This window comes from Candidatus Neomarinimicrobiota bacterium (assembly GCA_022567655.1).
Lineage (GTDB): Bacteria > Fidelibacterota > SORT01 > SORT01 > SORT01 > JADFGO01.
In genome coordinates, this window is the sequence record JADFGO010000015.1 from 1 (window position 1) to 16048 (window position 16048).

Genomic DNA, 16048 nt, shown 5'->3' on the forward strand with positions numbered 1-16048 from the left:
GCAGATATAATTCATACTTTAGAAATATTATTTAATTCTATAAGTGGGTCGTGAGATTGGGTGAGGTAACAATTTAACCTAAATGCCTTTATATGAATAAAGTCGTGTCATAATGATAAAAAATCTGTTCTTATTAACATAAAACGCAATTACTCAATCTTACATACACATTTTATTTATGATTTCTGTTATAAAGAGAAAATTGATACTAAAAGTCATTCCACAGATTCACTGATAGCTACAAAGAAGTAGTAATAAAAGACTTACAATGACTAATTATGCAAAGACCACATTTCGACATCTCGAAAAAAAACTTGTTTGTACCTTATTCGGCCATCAAGTTGATAACCATAGGTTTGCCCAGGCGAGTGATAATGTAAAACAGTGCCCCTGTGGTGTTGAGTTTCTTCATCAGGATAGTTCAGAGACACGGGTTCGGCATACGATCTCGTGCTTCTTGATCCATCATAGCTATATAAAGATGAGCACTCGCAATGGCCATAATGAATATGTCTGTATACAATGTGGTCATCCATTATTGTTTGAAATCGGAAGCGATCCATATTCGAAGAATGGAGGGCACTTTGACAAGAAGGCTCGCTACCTCTGTAATCTATTTGGTCATAAAGTACACACTGTGACCAAGAGGAACAGCTACACTGAATATGCCTGCTTCTGTGGGCATTCTTTTCTCAAGCAAGAGAAATCCCTTAGCAAAGTCACACACCCACTGATATGCCTGTTCGCGGGACACTTCATTCACTTTGAAGCCCGTAGGAATGGCTATGCTGAATTCGTTTGCCGGAACTGTGGTCATACATTCTGTTTCGTGGATAAGAATTAATGGTCAATGATCTACTGCGATTTATTCCTTTAGCCGTTTTATCAAATACCGTTTTTCCTCTGACGTTTGATCCAATACTGCTCTTCTATGCGGCTCCATATCCTCTCGGTACTGCTTGGATTTTTGCAGTATTAGGTAGCATTAGTGCGGCTTTTGGAGGGATAATTGACATAAAACTGCTAAGATCTCTGAGCAACCGAGTTCCAATTACTACTAAGTTTGTTATCCCTGACGTGACACACTTCAGATTCTATATTTGGATTGTTTTGTTTGCTCTTTCGCCCATACCATTTACTTTCATCCGGGTGGCCATGCTCTGGAGCAAGCCCGATCCAGTGCTCTATGGTCTTTCAGTGGGAATTGGTAGGTTACCACGTTACCTGCTTACAATATACCTTTGGCAGAGTCTCACTCTTCCAGTCTGGGTCAGTGGTGCTCTATTGCCATCTGCCTTGGTGTTAGGTCTTTGGCAGTATTGGTTTAGAAAACGCTCATCCGGGACCTCTTCAAAAGCATTGAGTGAGACAGTAAAGTGAAGCATTTTCTTGTTAATTACTCTGTCTCGAATATGCTATTTTTGTTCATTGCTTATTTATTCTTCAAATGGATGCCTGAAATGAAAAAACTCATAAGTATATATGTATCTCTGTTTCTGGTATTCTCAACCGACTCCAAGCAAGCGATTTCGTCCAGACGAGGAAGATGGTGTTGTTGAAGTAAGCAGCGCTCACTTCCCCACCACCTGAACGATCACGCGTCTGTTGCGCGGGCCGTCGAATTCGCAAAGGAATATCGACTGCCACGTACCGAGAGTGAGCCTGCCTTCTTCCACAGGAATCTGGACGGATGAGCCGAAAAGGGAGGTTTTTATGTGCGCGGCGGAATTTCCTTCCGAGTGAGTGTATCCATCCTGCATCGGAACCATCTTATTTATCTCCATGAGAATATCTTTCGCGACGTTCGGGTCGGCGCCCTCGTTTATCGTTATTCCCGCCGTAGTGTGGGGGACGTAAACTGTGCATACGCCGTTTTTGACTTCAGTCCGTTGTAGTTCGTTTTGAACCTGGCTCGTGACGTTGACGAATTCGGTCGAAGAGCGGGTGTTTACTGAGAATTGAGATGGCATTCTGACCTCATGTTTTTTGCGGTTTCTTTCTGGCAGCGGGGAATAATATATTGTTCAACAGCAGCCGGTAGCCGGGTGAATTCGGGTGCAGCTCGAGATTTGTCGGCGGGTCGTTAACGTGATGCCGCGCGTCCTCCGGATCGTGCCCCCCGAGAAAAGTGTAAGTCCCTCTTCCGAAATTTCCGTGCATGTACTTGACTTCATCTGCCGATTCAACCTCTCCCATGATAACGACATGGTCTTTTATAAGGTGTTTCCGGAATGAGGTCGTTTGTCCCATAAACCCTTTTATGACCCCTACATGGTTTTGAGTGAGCATAGACGGCACAGGATCGTGCTTTGCCGAAAACTCGAAGAGTGAAAAATAATCCGTTTCCGCGAGACGCGGATTCGCGCCGCTTGACGGCACGGCGTCGATGTCCGAAAACTCATAGATCATCGGGTCCTTTACAAGTTTGAAATCCTTAAACGCCAACGTTTTAGAGTAGTCGAGCTTTTTATCCGCATCCGGATCGACCGGAGTCATATCGAACGGCACGCCGACAATATCTACTCCTTCAGCCGCTAACGCTATGTCATAGCTGTCTGTTGCCGAACACATCGCAAATAGAAAGCCACCGCTGCCTACATATTCCTTTATCACGCGCGCTACGGCTTTTTTCTGCTCTGATACGCTCGGATAGCCGAGGCTGGCTGCCATCTCTTCGTACTGAATCTGCTGCCGGATATACCATGGCGCGCTGTGGTACGAGGAGTAAAACTTGCCGTACTGCCCGGTGAAATCTTCATGGTGCAGGTGAAGCCAATCGTACCGGGAGAGGTTCCCTCTCAGGACTTCCGGGTCCCATAATTTGTCGTAATTGATTTCGGCATACGTAAGGGCTAACGTGACGGCGTCGTCCCACGGTTGAGTGTTGGAGGGTGTATATACCGCTATGCGCGGCACCTTTTCGAGCAGAATAACTTCCATGTTGTTGGCTTCTATCTCTGCGTACACGTCGATAATTCGGCTTGACGCAACTGTCTCGGAGCTTACTCCGCGTATCCTGCATTCCCGCGCGATCTTATCTGAATAGTCTATCAGGAAAGAACCGCCGCGGTAATTCAGCAGCCACTCGACTTCCAAGTCCGCTTCCAATATCCAAAAGGCGATGCCGTATGCTTTAAGGTGATTGGTCTGTGTTAAATCCATAGGTATGAGAAGTTTTTGCCCCTGAAGAAGGTTGAGATTGAACAGAAAAAATATAATGGTAAGGAGATGTTTCAATCTAATTGACCTTATTTGAATCTGCAATTTCCCGCAGCTTTTTTCTCGCTCTTTCCGAGTACAGGCTTCTCGGGTGTTCGATAAGGAGTTTTTCGTAATAATACACCGCAGCTGCCCGGTCTTGCAGTCCGACCTCACTGACCTCAGCCGCCGCCACGAGAGCTTTGTCATTCAGATCAGATTCGGGAAAAATCTCCAAAAAGCGGTCGAAAGTCTCTTTGGATTCTCGATATCTTCCCATTTTCGCCGACAGTTCTCCCGCCATGAAGAGGGCGTCGTCCGAGAAGGGGGAGTCCGGGTGTTCGTCGGTCAAGGACAAAAAAGCGGAGCGCGCCTCAGAATGTTTCCTGCGGTATGAGAGGAGATCCGCCTTTGCGTACATTTTCAATTCTTCCATCGCCGATGCGGTTGTATGGCTTTTTGCGATCTGTATCAGTATGCTCAGCTCGAGCACATCATTCATGAGCTTGTCCTCAAAATCGATTTCAAAGATCAATTCGTTCAGATGATATAAGGCGCTGTCGAGCTCACCGCTGAAGTATTCGATCCTGCATGCGGAAAATTTAGCGTGCAGGCGGAGCTCTTCGGACCTAGCTCTTTCGGCTAACTGTAAATACGATCCCTTAGCAGTTTCCAGCATGCCCCTTTCAAGAGAGATGTCCGCTAATCTCATCAGCGCAGGTTCAACGATCTCAGGTTTGCGGGAAGCTTTGAGAGAACTTTCGAAAGCTCTCTCCGCCTCATCGAGATTTTGCAACCGATTCAAATTTATCTCACCCATTCGGAAGTAAGCCCTGCCCGAAATCGAGCTGTTGGCGTAAGTAGATGCTATGGAGTCATATAGCGCAATCGACTGCGGAATGGCCGGCGCCTCGTTTATACCTTCTCCAAACCGATTCGGGTGCGCCAGCAGGTAGTCGGAATCGGGATAAGATCGTGCGGTTTCGCTTAATTCAGTCAGCTCTGCGAGAAGAAAATAAACCTGAGGGTAAAGACGACTTTCGGGTTTTAAAGTCATGAAGCGATAAGCGGCTTCGATTCCGATTTTATAATGCTTTTCCCGTTTCAGGGTTTGTATAAAGTCGAAAAGAACCCAGCCATCCGATTCGGAATTTTGCTCGAGAACGACGTAACCCTCGAAAGATTCTCTTAAATTGCCGCTTCGATAGTGATAATCAGCGACGAGCTGCCTGAGGTTTGCGTTATCGGGCGATTCGGCAAGTCCTTTTTCAAGCCGGGAAAGTACCAACCGGACGGTGGCGCTGTCGCCGCTGAACCTTGAGAGCTGTTTTCGCACGTAGTTATAATTTTTTGAATCAAAACTAAGAAACTTCACATATTCTTCCGTAGCCTTGAGGTAGTTAAGGCGGGCGGCATAGAAATTAGCCAGATCACGAGTGACCGGAGCCGGATTCTCCATGTTATTCTGAGCATCTACGTAAATGTCCACAGTCTCATCGAAAAACCGATTGCTCTGTAAGACTAAAGCAACGGTTCGGCGCAGTGAATAATTTTCCGGATGAGTATCAGTCAGTCTGCGGACAATTGACATACCCTTTTCGACCTCTCCTGATTTCAGGTAGGCATCCACCATTTCCGCTTCGATCCGCCAGTTTGCCGGATGACGTTCGAGCGCCCTGTTCAGAATCTCTAATATCTTATCGTACCTGTTAAGACGGGAGTAGATGTCTTTCAGCGAGTTGCTGAACGGAATATTATCCGGGTTATTGCGAGCCAGTCTTTCGAGTATTTCCGCCGCTTCTTCTAATTTGCCGGCTCGTTGATATGCCTTTGCCCTTTTGAAAAGCATCTCGTTTTCTATCACCTGTGCGTCTAAGGTGTTCAGGAGAGAAATAAACAGAACGACTAAAGTGCAAAAAACTCTCATCCGGAGTCATCTACCCCGGATTTTGTTTCGTTAATCCTGAGAGAGTTAAAATAATTCCTTATAAGTTCCTGATAGTCCCTCGCGTACCCTTCTCTCAGGGCGTTAATGAGCTCGCGGTTGAGTAGTTCGCCGCGTTCCCCCAAATCTTCGGGAAGACCCTGTGGACCGAGCCGGGTTATGTCAACAGCGCCTTTTGACTTCCGTTTGTTGCTTTTCTCTCTTTCTCTCATAGATTTTTGGGAATCGAGCATGCGGGAAAGAATCCGTTGCTGTCTCTGGATTGTATTCCGCGAGAATCGCCGGTTTTTAAGCTCGTTTACCACCTGTTCCATATCATCTACAATTGCGTCGAGCCTTCCGGGAGCGTCGCTTTTCCCAGCCATCTCCTTCATCATTTTTTCGAGGGATCTCTGAAGCTGTTCCTGCCGTGCTGCGAGCCTCCGCATTGCGTCGCGTATTCCTCTCGCACCGGGATTTGAGCCCGGAAGCAAGTTCAGGGATTCGTTATTGATCCCTCCCTGCGCACTGGCCATCTGCTGAAGCTGCCGCATATACTGTTCAAATCCTGTTCCGGAGCCGGAGGCGGATAGTTGAGACATCGCCCCGCGGAGCGAAAGAATTGTTTCGTTCAATCCTCCAAGAGCTATCTGCTGCGATCGAGTGCTCTTTCTGATGTTGCGTTCCGAGAGATTCCTGACGGCATCGGACATTGCGCCGGAGGTCTTGCCTATCGAACGGGCGATTGACGGATTGATCCCGAACGTTTTCTTCGATAAGTCCACGAGGTCTTCCACCATTCCGCCGAGATCGCGCCTGAACTGTTCCTGCTTGCTTGCGATCTTGTCGATCTCAGGGCTGTTACTTTTCAGTCCTTCGCTGTTTTCTCCCAATTCTTCCTGATTTTTTGAAAGCTGAATCGCTTTTCTTATTATCTTCTGAAATCCGGCTAATACTTCCTCTAATTGTTTCCGGCGCATTTCTTCCTTGAGGGCGGTCAGCTTACTGAGCATCGCTTCCATTTCGGATTGAGCCGATTCGGCGTATTTATTCGAGGCGGAGAGATCGCCCTGATCCATCGACTGTTGAGCCTCCTGAACTGATTCCGGCAGCTCCCCGCTTTCCATCTCCGACCTTAACCCGGAAATTTTAGAGGTGGGCATTTCGGGATAAGGTTCGGTAAGTCCTTCCAATTTTTTCATCTCGTTTGCCAGCTTCGAAAGTTCATCGGAGACGTTTTTTTCCTCTTTGGAGAGCTCTTTGAGATCAGCGACGTCCTCTTTCCGAAGAGACTGAGTTTGATCCGTTATCTTTTGCTGCGCCTTAACCAGTTCGTTCATCCGTTTCAATATTTCGTCCATTTTCTGCTCAGCCTGCACCCGGCGGAATATTTCGAGAGTCCGCTCGAGTTCTCTGGCGAAGCGATCCTGAGAGATCATGAACTCCTGTAATGCCATTGCTATATCTTCTTCACGCAGCGAAGACATAGCGTCGCGCAGCCGTTCCATTGCTTCTAATAGTTCAGGCGAAGCCAATTCCTGAAATAGATTCTGAAGTTCGAGGTACATCTCGAGAGTTTCGGATGTGAAGAGCTGGTTCTCTTCTCCTTCCTTGATGATCTCGTCGAGTTTTTCGGTAATTGATTTTATCTTCTCTTCTAGCTCTTTTTGACGCTGTAAAGTCTCATCGATCTTTTGTTTTTTGCTCCAATTCAGTTCCGGGTTTTTCTTGAGCTCTTCACTGATCTCGACCATAGCTTGCCGGATTTCTTTTGCTTCATCGAGAACATCTTCCGCTATCACATGCGCTTCATAGGTGTTATCTTCAAGCCGTTGGTAGAGTTCAGCCATAGTAGGGAAGCGGGCACGATAGGTACGGCTCTTTGCGTATTTCGGTCCGGAGTACATGTCATTGTCGTAAGAGAACGCAAAATATTCGACAACGTCTCTGGGTACAAGTTCAAAAAGGGAGAGATCGAACATATACGGTAATTCCAAACTGTTTTTTTTGAGCCGGGGCAGTGAAATCGGTATCGTCTTAAAGGAAGAATCCGGTGAAAAATCGTTAAGGATACGGAAAGCGATACCGGCAGAGCTTATACCAAAATCATCATCTATACGAATCCTGAGGGGTATGAGCATCGACGCATTCAGATCATAAGTATCTTCCTGTTCGAGGATAGATATGACCGGATAGGCATCACGCAGCGCTACGAGGTTGAATTGAACAGGGTCGAGATTGCTCACTCCCTGAGTGTCCCTAAGCGAGAAATAAAAATTATCGCTTTCTGAAATTACGAATCTTCCGTGCGCTCTATTGCCCTCTGTTTTCAGCGAAACAGGTTCAATAGTGCTGAACGTAATCTCCGCGAAGGCGAGGCGTTTGTTCGATTCGATTGTCACTGAAGCCCCGGTTCCTGCGAGTGCGCTTATTTCGCTGATGTTGCCTTCCGCTATCTGAGTTTGAAGACCGGAGTATTCGGGATAATCGAGACGTATCAAAAGTTTTTGAACGGTCGGGCGTTCGATGACCGTGACCGTATAATTTTCAGATTTATAGCTGCCCCAGGATTTAAGGATATTCGGCTCTGCGGCTGTGAATCTGTAACTGAAGCTTGCGCTTACGGCGGGATAGGATAAATGCATCTTGTATGACGAATCTGCCTCGATTTTGAATGATTCCGCTATTCCGTTTTCGGTTATCTCTACTTTCCAATCATGAGGAATTGATGTTCCGGACGCAAGCGCCGTAAGGTTCACACTGTCACCTTTAACCACTTCAACGTCTCCGGGTTGAACGTCCAACCTGAAGGGGACAGGATGCGAAAATTCCTTGTTTGGCATTGCAAGCCTGAAAGCTGCCTCTCGCAGCGTGCCCGGGGAGATGAAAAATATCATTCCGGCTGTCAACACTGCGGTTATAAATCCTATTTTAGATCTTTTTCCCCGGTTTTTATCTATATAATCTCCCGTTTTTATCTGAGAGACCGAGCTGCTGATTTCACTTATGGACATTTCAATAAGTTCAGGTGAGTAATTTTTATCATCGGGTAAGCGTATCAATTGAAGAGCGTTTAACAGTTTATCCTTTATCGTAGGGTCGCCTTTTCCTATTGTTCGGGCGATCTCCTCGTCCGAGTAATCCGGATTCTGTCCCGATTTGGCTTTTCTGAACTTCAACAGTGTAATAAGCGCCGACAGAACTACACCGACGAGAAAACCAATTGAAATAAACCAGCGCAACGCATCTCCGAACCGGAATACACCCTCTAAAAATATGAGCAGGAGCGCCGAGGTAATAAAGAGGCTCCCGTAAAAAAACAGTGAGAGCTTGAAACGGCTGAACGCCAATTTATCCCTCAACTGACGGATTTTTTCGGTTATGAGATATTTTTCTTTCATCGTTTCAATGTGTCAATGCCCAGACTATTACATTGGTGCCCATCTTCAACGCTGCTCTGCGGCGCTCTGCGCTGTCTCCGTGCACCGATTCGTCCTCCCATCCGTCTCCGAGATCACTTTCATAGCTATAAAAGAGTACGAGTCTTCCGTTATGAAAGATTCCAAATGCCTGGGCGGGGTTCCCGTCGTGTTCGTGAATTTTCGGCAATCCGTTCTTCATAGAGAAATGGATGCTGAATATTCCGTGAGAGAACGGCAGCTCAAGAAGCTCCTTGTCGGGAAAAACTTTCTTCATCTCCCGTCTGAAGGATTTGTCCATACCGTAATTATCATCGGCAAATAGAAATCCACCGGACGTGAGATACTCCCTGAGTCTGACGGCATCGGATTCGGAAAAATTTATATTGCCGTGTCCAGTCATGTATAATACAGGATATCTAAACACGTCTTCGTCCTGAATTTTAACCCGTGCTTCCTTTTTTGCGGTTTTGATGGACGTATTCTCACGGATGTAGCTCAGCAGGTTCGGGAGGCTGCTCGGGTCGGAATACCAGTCGCCTCCGCCGCTGTATTGGAGTCGCGCAATTGTGAATTCACCCGGATCAGCCGGATTCATGGATATTAATTTTAGAATTAACCATAGTCCGGTTATCAGTTGTGAGTAGGCTAAACCGACCATTTTAAAAGTAATAAAACCCGATAACGACAACCATCGCGGCTGCCGTAACTGTCTTCATCGTTTTACCGCCTAACGCTCCAATGAAGGCTCCAATGCCCGCAAGCAATGACCTGTCGAAATTGCGGGAGAGAAAATATTCTCCGATGAACGCTCCCCCGAACGCCCCGGCAAATGCGCCGATTAGAGTCCCGACGATCGGCAAGATCATAGTACCCCAAATAGCTCCGACAATTCCACCGATTATCGCACCGGCTACTGATAATCTTGAGCCGCCGAATCTTTTCGTCATAAATCCGGAGAGGGCGAATTCAAGAACTTCGAGCAGGACGGCAATTCCGAACAAAACAATAATCAACAAGAGACTGATGAGTTCAAAGTCCGTTAAAACGGCGAATAAAAGAGCTGCGGAAGCTATTATGAACGTACCCGGAAGCCCCATAGGAGTAATGATGACTCCGGCTAATAATACTATCCAAAGCACGGTTCCGGTAAGAATTTCCAAATATCACTCTTTTTTCAGCATGGTTGCCATAATTCCAAGATATTCACCCTATTAGATTAAATCAAGTGAAGCCGGATAAAAGTTGAATTTTGTGTGTTAGAGATTGAAATTAAAGGAGATAGGGCTTTAACCTTTATATAGGATATTGATTACCAATGGGACTTGGAAACAAAATATATCTCTTTTTCCTGTTGACGGTGTTAATTCAGCCGGAAAGTTCAACAGCACAATTCCTGGGTTTCAAAAAGAATGAATACCAGACACCTTTCAGCCTGACGGTTTTCGATTTTAAAGCGGGTATCGAGCAGTTTAATCATAAGTCGATTGAAACTTTAATGGGTGTAAGCACCACGAGGCTGGCTTCCGTATATACGCTTGATTTCGCGAAGTTCAACTTCACCAGATATTTCTGGAAACAGAGTATGGTTGATTTGCAGACGGGATTCTCGGTTAGTTACCTTTTATCGATTCAGTTCAAAACACTTCCTGCCGCAAATCAACCTGCGAATAACTTCATAGGTACCGCGGCGCTTTCACCAAGAGTGTTAGAATATAATCTGAACGAAACGTTCAACTATTCTGTGGGAAGCAGACTGCTGCTTTATGGGCAGATATCGTACGGATACGCACAGGTGGACGTCATCAGGAGCGAAGAGGGTTCATCTTACCTCAAAGGTACGGCTAATCCCTTAGGAATCGGCGTGGGAGTCCAGATATTGCTCAGAAGCCACGAATCTTCAAGAGTAGGTTTAGGATTTGAATTCAAATTCACGGATTTGAGAGTAAAGAACCTGGACGACCCGGAAGGAATCTATCCGTTCAATGAGATAGACCTCTCTCATTTCGGAGCCACGGTAACGCTCGGTATGATATTCGGGGGTCGAAAGACAGAGGGGGACAGAGCGGAAAAATTATACAAAGCGGGAAAATACATAGATGCCCGCGCGGAGTATACCAAGTTTCTCAGGCTCCATCCGGGCCATGCGAGAGCGGGGCGCGCCCGCCGTCAGATCACCGAATCCGACAGGCAAATTCCGGGCGAAATGTACGCCGCCGCATCGGTTGCTCAGGCAGAAGGGAATCATGATCAAGCGCTCGCACTCTATGACAGGATCAACCGCCTGAACACATGGGATTTCAACCTTTCGAGGGAAGTCTCTCTGCGGCAAAAGGAAATTGCCCGGATTTATTTCGAGAACGGGTTGAAAAGTCATGTCGATTGGGACTTTCCTGGTTCCGAGAGATGGTTTATCCGGACGGAACTGATTGACAGCAGTTTGAGCGAGGCGGTGAGGATCGCCAAATCCGAGATGTTCCTCACAAAAGCGAAGCGGATGATAGAGGAGGAAAAGATAAGGGGCGCGGAGAGCTTGTTGAACCGGCTTGTGGAGATGAATCCCGACCTGAGGCATGAGGCTGAAATTGTGTACAGCAAGATTGCGCGGATACTTTTTGAGGAAGGGATTGAAGCGTTAAACAGAAACGCTTATATCTACGCGAAAGATTCGTTCGAGCGTTCGGTAAAATATAATAAAGACCTTAGGAAAAAGGCGGATTTTCAGATTGCGTTTGTGGAGGAAGCGATAGCGCAGGAGAAGATCAGCGAGGCAAAGAAAAAACACGCCGAAGTAGTGGCGCAGAATAAAAGACATTTAGCCGACAGGCTGATAGCAGGGGTCGACAAGGACCGTGTTCTGAGGCTGTGGGGCATGCCTGCCTATAAATATTACGTCACGGACGGTCCGGTTAATTACGAGCTCTGGGTTTACCAATCGACGAGAAGCCAATATTATTATCTATATTTCTCGGAAGACAGGCTGCACAGCTGGGAAACAGCTGCGTTCTAAGGGTTTAGACGAAACGGTAGCTTTTAAGTCCTTTAACTAATTCTTCTCCGATAACCTTTATTATACTCGTCAGCGGAATGGCGAATATCAACCCGGTTAAACCGAGCAAACTTCCACCGACAAGAACTACCAGCATAACCACGAGTGGATGAAGATCAACAGCGTTTGACACCACTACCGGAGTTATCAATACGTTATCTATCAACTGTACGATTGCGAAGAGGGCAGCTATCTTGACAATTATCATAAGACTTTCCGGGTTGCTCATGAGCGCAACTATAATAGCCACGGTTGCGCCGATCAGGGGTCCCATATATGGAATCATATTTGTCAGACCTGCGATTATGCCGACAAAGTAAAAGAAAGGAATACCGAGCATATAAAGACCGATAGAACTCAATATGGCAACGATAAGTCCGTCCAACAGCACACCGCGAATATAACTACCGAGTTGATTTTCAATTCTGTAAACCATTACGAGGGACATTTCGAAAAACCTGTTAGGTACGATTCCGATAAGAGTTTTCTTTATCGTCCGCTGGTCTTTGAGGAGAAAGAATGTCATAAACAGTACTATTAATAAAGAAGTGAAAACCGATACAAAACCGAGCACTACTCCAACCCCCTTTGAAAGCGTGGAGGAGAGGTAGCCCCCCATTTTTTCAGTTATCATCCGAGTATCGAGCATTGGGAACCGGGATTTGATAAAATTACTGATATTTTGGAAGACCTTTTCGGGTCCCTGCTGTGTTATGGTTTCCTGCAGCGATTTTGCTTCTTTTGTAATGGGTGGAATGATAAAATTAAGCGCTATTCCAACTACAACAAACCCGATAAGAAACACGATGATTATTGAGAATGCACGCGGAATTCCCTTGCTCTCCAAATTGTTCACAAGCGGTACTAACAGCGAATAAAGTAAGAGCGAGATGAGAAAGAGAATCAGAATATCTTCCACCCGGGGAAGAAAATAAAAGAGCGCTATTATTATTCCGATGGTGACCATCAGGCGGGTGATATACCTGAAGACCGATTGCTGTGCGGCTGAACGTCCGGTCATGCCGTGGATTCGGAAGAATTTTCTTCAAACGCAGCCAATTGCTCGCGCAGCTCCTGCGCATTGGCGTTTGAATGCCTCAGTCTCTCGCTGACCACACGAGCCAGATTTACTATGATCTTCACTGCGAGTTTCGGGCGCCGGTCGACGAGTTCATACAGGTCCGTGCGGTAGAAACCGAGTATCATCGAATCGCTCAAACTGATGGCAGTGGCTGTTCTCGGAGATTCGTCAAGCAGTGCTATCTCGCCGAAGAAATCGCCGTCTTCGAGTGTGGCGAGCGTTTGTCCGTGGTTGCCGCCGTAGTTCTTGACGATGGAGACCTTACCATCCATAATGATGTACATACCGCCGCCGGGGTCTTTCTCACGGAATATTTCTTCATCGGTCGCGTAAGAACGTTTATGGATAAGTTTTTCAACCGCGGTAATCTCTTTGGGTGAAAGGTTTTCGAATATAGGAACCTTCCGGATAGCATGCGCTTCCTCTGATTCACTTCTCCGGTTCCTGAATATGTTACTCCAAACTGAATCGTTGCCCATTCTGTGCGAGCCTCCAAATAAGAAGATAATATATTAGTGAGTGCGGTCAGTTATGTCAAGCGAAAATGGGAGGGGGAGAGGAAGGCGGTTTAGATTACCGGGGCGTATGATTATTCGGAAAAACCTGTTTTTCGTGGCGGTCGGGGCAAGCCCCGACTCGCACTTAATTCAAAACTCCAGCTCTTATAAGGAATGGTCTAACCTCGTTCCAGAACAGGCTCCAATCATCGATAAGGTCGTTATGTCCTCTTTCGTATGTGATCAGTTCTCCGTTAAGCGATGCCGCTAAAAGTTTCTCGCTGTGTTTATAGGGTATGATCCTGTCTCTACTGCCGTGAACGAACAAAACCGGATTGTCGTATGATTTAATGATATTGAGGTTATCGAACTTATCCCTCGCGAGAAAACCGGGAAGGTAATAATCCGAAGCCAGAGAACTTACGTTTCTGAACGGCGACATCAAAATCATCGCTGCCGAAGGACGAGCGTCCGCAAGAGCGCAGATGACGCCGCTTCCGATTGACCTGCCGAAAAGCACTATCCGCGCAGCGTCAACTTCCGGTTTACTTACCAGTGAATCATACGCAGTGATAAATGTCTCGGTCAGACTCGCCTCGTCCGGCGTTCCTTCCGAGCGTCCGTAACCCGGATACTCAACAAGCAGCACGCACATACCCATTTCTCTGATCTCCTGCACGATCGGGAGCCAGTGGTCGATCAGTTCCGCGTTGCCGTGCGCTATAATCATCGCGGGAGCGGGCAGCTGCTTTGAACTGTCCGACGGTAGAAGATACCACGCTTCGGTCCGTCCCGACTCCGTTTTGAGCCAGATGCGTTCAAGACCCGGCACACTTTCGGAGATGTCCGGCGGTGTACGAATAACATGGCGCGGATAGATAATGCTTCGCTGCATGAAGAAATAATAACCGGAATACACAGCGTAAAACAGAGTTCCGAAGGCAAGCATACGCAAGGATATTTTTAAAAGGTTTTCCAATGTTTTCCGTTCCGGATTGAATTTAAGAGAGTGGAAGCTGTTTATCAAGTTGATTGGTTATTGCTAAAACAGCTGCCCAGCTCCCATCAGAATTTTTTCGGTTGCTTAACCATATGCAAAAGCTGGATTGGATATAAAGGGGCACTAATATAGCCAAGAATAGGTGAAAACAGTGATATTGGCGCGAAATTAGTACGGTTTTGAGTCCAATTTTAAAATTTATGATGTAGTGAGACTATTTCAACAACACCATCTTCCTCGTCTGGACGAAATCGCCTGCTTGGAGGCGGTACATGTAAACACCGCTTGCGACTTCCATTCCGAACTTGTCTGTGCCGTTCAATGTTTTGGAATAGTATCCCCTATATCTACTGCAATCATTATGTTCTTGTTCGTTGTGTTATTTCCAGTTTAATCAATTAGGTTCAAACCAATTAGGTTCAAACAAAAAATCGATCCAGAATTGAAAATTTCCTTCTAAAAATGAATGATTTTCAATACCAATTATATATGGCGTTGGTCCAAAGTCAATTATTACTAAATAATTTCCTAAGGTATTTTCTTCTATTAAAGGGAAATTAGTGAAATATTCATTTATAAAATCAATGTCCAGGTAGGTGTCAGGAAGAATATTGCCATCCGAAAAATGAATAATTGTATTATCGTGATGCCAAATATACAGTTCCATTTGATATTCTATTGGCACATTCCCAACATTAGTAATATGAAAATATTCAAATGTGTCTGGGTTCAAAAAACTAACAGTACCCGTCTGCGAAATATCATCCATCTCGTAGCCTCGCAGGAAAGGTGACTCAAATAGTGATTTATCAGCGAGAGTTGGTTTAATTATGACTCCCATTTTCGTACCGCCAACATCATAATCATCTAGCACTTCTATAGTATCACCATCGGTTATATAGTGGTATGTGATGATGAGTGTGTCCATAAAAGCACCAACGCTCATCTCAAGTAAGGTGCCTACTCCCTCAATTGGTATAACGTGTTCCTTGATGATGTTTACAATCGGTAAAGCTGATAGTTCAGCCCCTTGAGTACTGGCCGGTATAAGCCCAATGGTTTCAGGATAAATATATAAGTCCTGAGCGTTGAAATGTATGTCAAAAACATCCTGGTTCCCAACATTCATGAGCACATATTGTAAGGTACGTGTGGCTTTTAACTCACCATAGTAAATATCTACGGCTGCAGCTTTAGCAAGAACCGTAAGCATTTCAGATTTCGGCAGCCATTGTTGGCCGTTTTCATCTGTTATGACCTTTGATAAGTCGTTAGTGTTCAGAGGCACTAACCGAAGTTGCCCCACAGCTTCATCTGTTTTCTCTTCTGGATCAACTGAACTGTTATCGCAACCAACTATCACTATTACAGCCAATAGGGCGATTAACCAGAATTGAAATAACCAGACATATTTTGACATGATATCCTCCGCTCCGCTAAGTTACTATTGGATCTATCCACATGCAAATTATTTTTAATATTACTCAATATGAGATATTCAAAATCTGTCGGGGTGGCGAGATTCGAATCCAGCAGAGTTGCACTTTTGGAAATAAGGGGTATTTTAGTCCTAAGATTTAGAGTGGGAGGAACTCTAAGAACCTAAATTCCAGTGTTTCATAAGGTCGTTTCTTAACCCGCCGGTTGTGCCGCTCCCGGGTCGCCAGGAGTGACTAATAGGTGGGTATTTGAGAGTGCTGAGAATAGTGGATTTCAGGGGATATGATCAAATTTTCATTTCATGGTTCAAGATTGGCTATAAAAGGACACATATATATCCAGTTTCGCATATTCGCTCCAACAGATTTAATCGGGCTGGTAAATGGGGGGGGAATCACAATGTTGATCCGGAATAAACAAACGTAATTGCCTAATTTCGA

Annotated in this window: 13 protein-coding genes; 2 read left to right on the forward strand and 11 right to left on the reverse strand. The window is 45.8% G+C overall.

Annotated features, from left to right (window positions below; translation table 11 throughout):
* Window positions 1-613 precede the first annotated feature (613 nt).
* The gene (locus IID12_02860) at window positions 614-817 is read right to left on the reverse strand and encodes a hypothetical protein (GenBank protein MCH8288032.1); all 204 of its coding nucleotides are present in this window, start codon (window positions 815-817) and stop codon (window positions 614-616) included.
* Between the two features lie 26 nt (window positions 818-843).
* Here IID12_02860 and IID12_02865 point away from each other — a divergent pair, with 26 nt between their 5' ends.
* Entirely contained in the window at window positions 844-1380 is a 537-nt protein-coding gene (locus tag IID12_02865; GenBank protein MCH8288033.1) for a hypothetical protein, read from the forward strand.
* Between the two features lie 191 nt (window positions 1381-1571).
* Here IID12_02865 and IID12_02870 read toward each other — a convergent pair whose 3' ends face one another.
* From IID12_02870 to IID12_02895, 6 genes are all read right to left on the reverse strand, one after another.
* Window positions 1572-1970: a YjbQ family protein gene (locus IID12_02870; GenBank protein MCH8288034.1), complete on the reverse strand. Its 399-nt coding sequence runs from the start codon at window positions 1968-1970 to the stop codon at window positions 1572-1574.
* A gap of 7 nt (window positions 1971-1977) precedes the next feature.
* Window positions 1978-3237: an asparagine synthetase B gene (locus tag IID12_02875; protein MCH8288035.1), complete on the reverse strand. Its 1260-nt coding sequence runs from the start codon at window positions 3235-3237 to the stop codon at window positions 1978-1980.
* A 1-nt stretch (window position 3238) separates the two neighbouring features.
* Complete coding sequence (locus IID12_02880) at window positions 3239-5125, reverse strand: tetratricopeptide repeat protein (GenBank protein MCH8288036.1); 1887 nt, start codon at window positions 5123-5125, stop codon at window positions 3239-3241.
* Complete coding sequence (locus tag IID12_02885; GenBank protein MCH8288037.1) at window positions 5122-8523, reverse strand: hypothetical protein; 3402 nt, start codon at window positions 8521-8523, stop codon at window positions 5122-5124. The genes IID12_02880 and IID12_02885 overlap by 4 nt, the downstream gene beginning before the upstream one ends.
* A 4-nt stretch (window positions 8524-8527) precedes the next feature.
* Entirely contained in the window at window positions 8528-9139 is a 612-nt protein-coding gene (locus IID12_02890; protein ID MCH8288038.1) for a DUF4159 domain-containing protein, read from the reverse strand.
* Window positions 9140-9203: 64 nt separating this feature from the next.
* Window positions 9204-9704 (reverse strand): DUF456 domain-containing protein, encoded by a 501-nt coding sequence (locus tag IID12_02895; GenBank protein MCH8288039.1) that lies wholly within the window; start codon window positions 9702-9704, stop codon window positions 9204-9206.
* 155 nt (window positions 9705-9859) lie between these two features.
* On the opposite strand from IID12_02895, the gene IID12_02900 reads away from it, so the two are divergent.
* A complete protein-coding gene (locus IID12_02900; protein ID MCH8288040.1) occupies window positions 9860-11551 on the forward strand; it encodes a hypothetical protein in 1692 nt (563 codons plus the stop codon).
* Window positions 11552-11555: 4 nt separating this feature from the next.
* On the opposite strand, the gene IID12_02905 is transcribed toward IID12_02900, so the two are convergent.
* The 4 genes from IID12_02905 to IID12_02920 all read right to left on the reverse strand — a co-directional run bounded on the left by IID12_02905 (window position 11556) and on the right by IID12_02920 (window position 15588).
* Window positions 11556-12611 carry an AI-2E family transporter gene (locus IID12_02905; protein MCH8288041.1) on the reverse strand — a complete coding sequence of 352 codons (1056 nt, stop codon included), beginning with the start codon at window positions 12609-12611 and terminating at the stop codon, window positions 11556-11558.
* Complete coding sequence (locus tag IID12_02910) at window positions 12608-13150, reverse strand: cyclic nucleotide-binding domain-containing protein (GenBank protein ID MCH8288042.1); 543 nt, start codon at window positions 13148-13150, stop codon at window positions 12608-12610. The genes IID12_02905 and IID12_02910 overlap by 4 nt, the downstream gene beginning before the upstream one ends.
* A 163-nt stretch (window positions 13151-13313) precedes the next feature.
* Complete coding sequence (locus IID12_02915; protein MCH8288043.1) at window positions 13314-14147, reverse strand: alpha/beta hydrolase; 834 nt, start codon at window positions 14145-14147, stop codon at window positions 13314-13316.
* Window positions 14148-14562: 415 nt separating this feature from the next.
* Window positions 14563-15588: a hypothetical protein gene (locus IID12_02920; protein MCH8288044.1), complete on the reverse strand. Its 1026-nt coding sequence runs from the start codon at window positions 15586-15588 to the stop codon at window positions 14563-14565.
* Window positions 15589-16048: the final 460 nt, after the last annotated feature.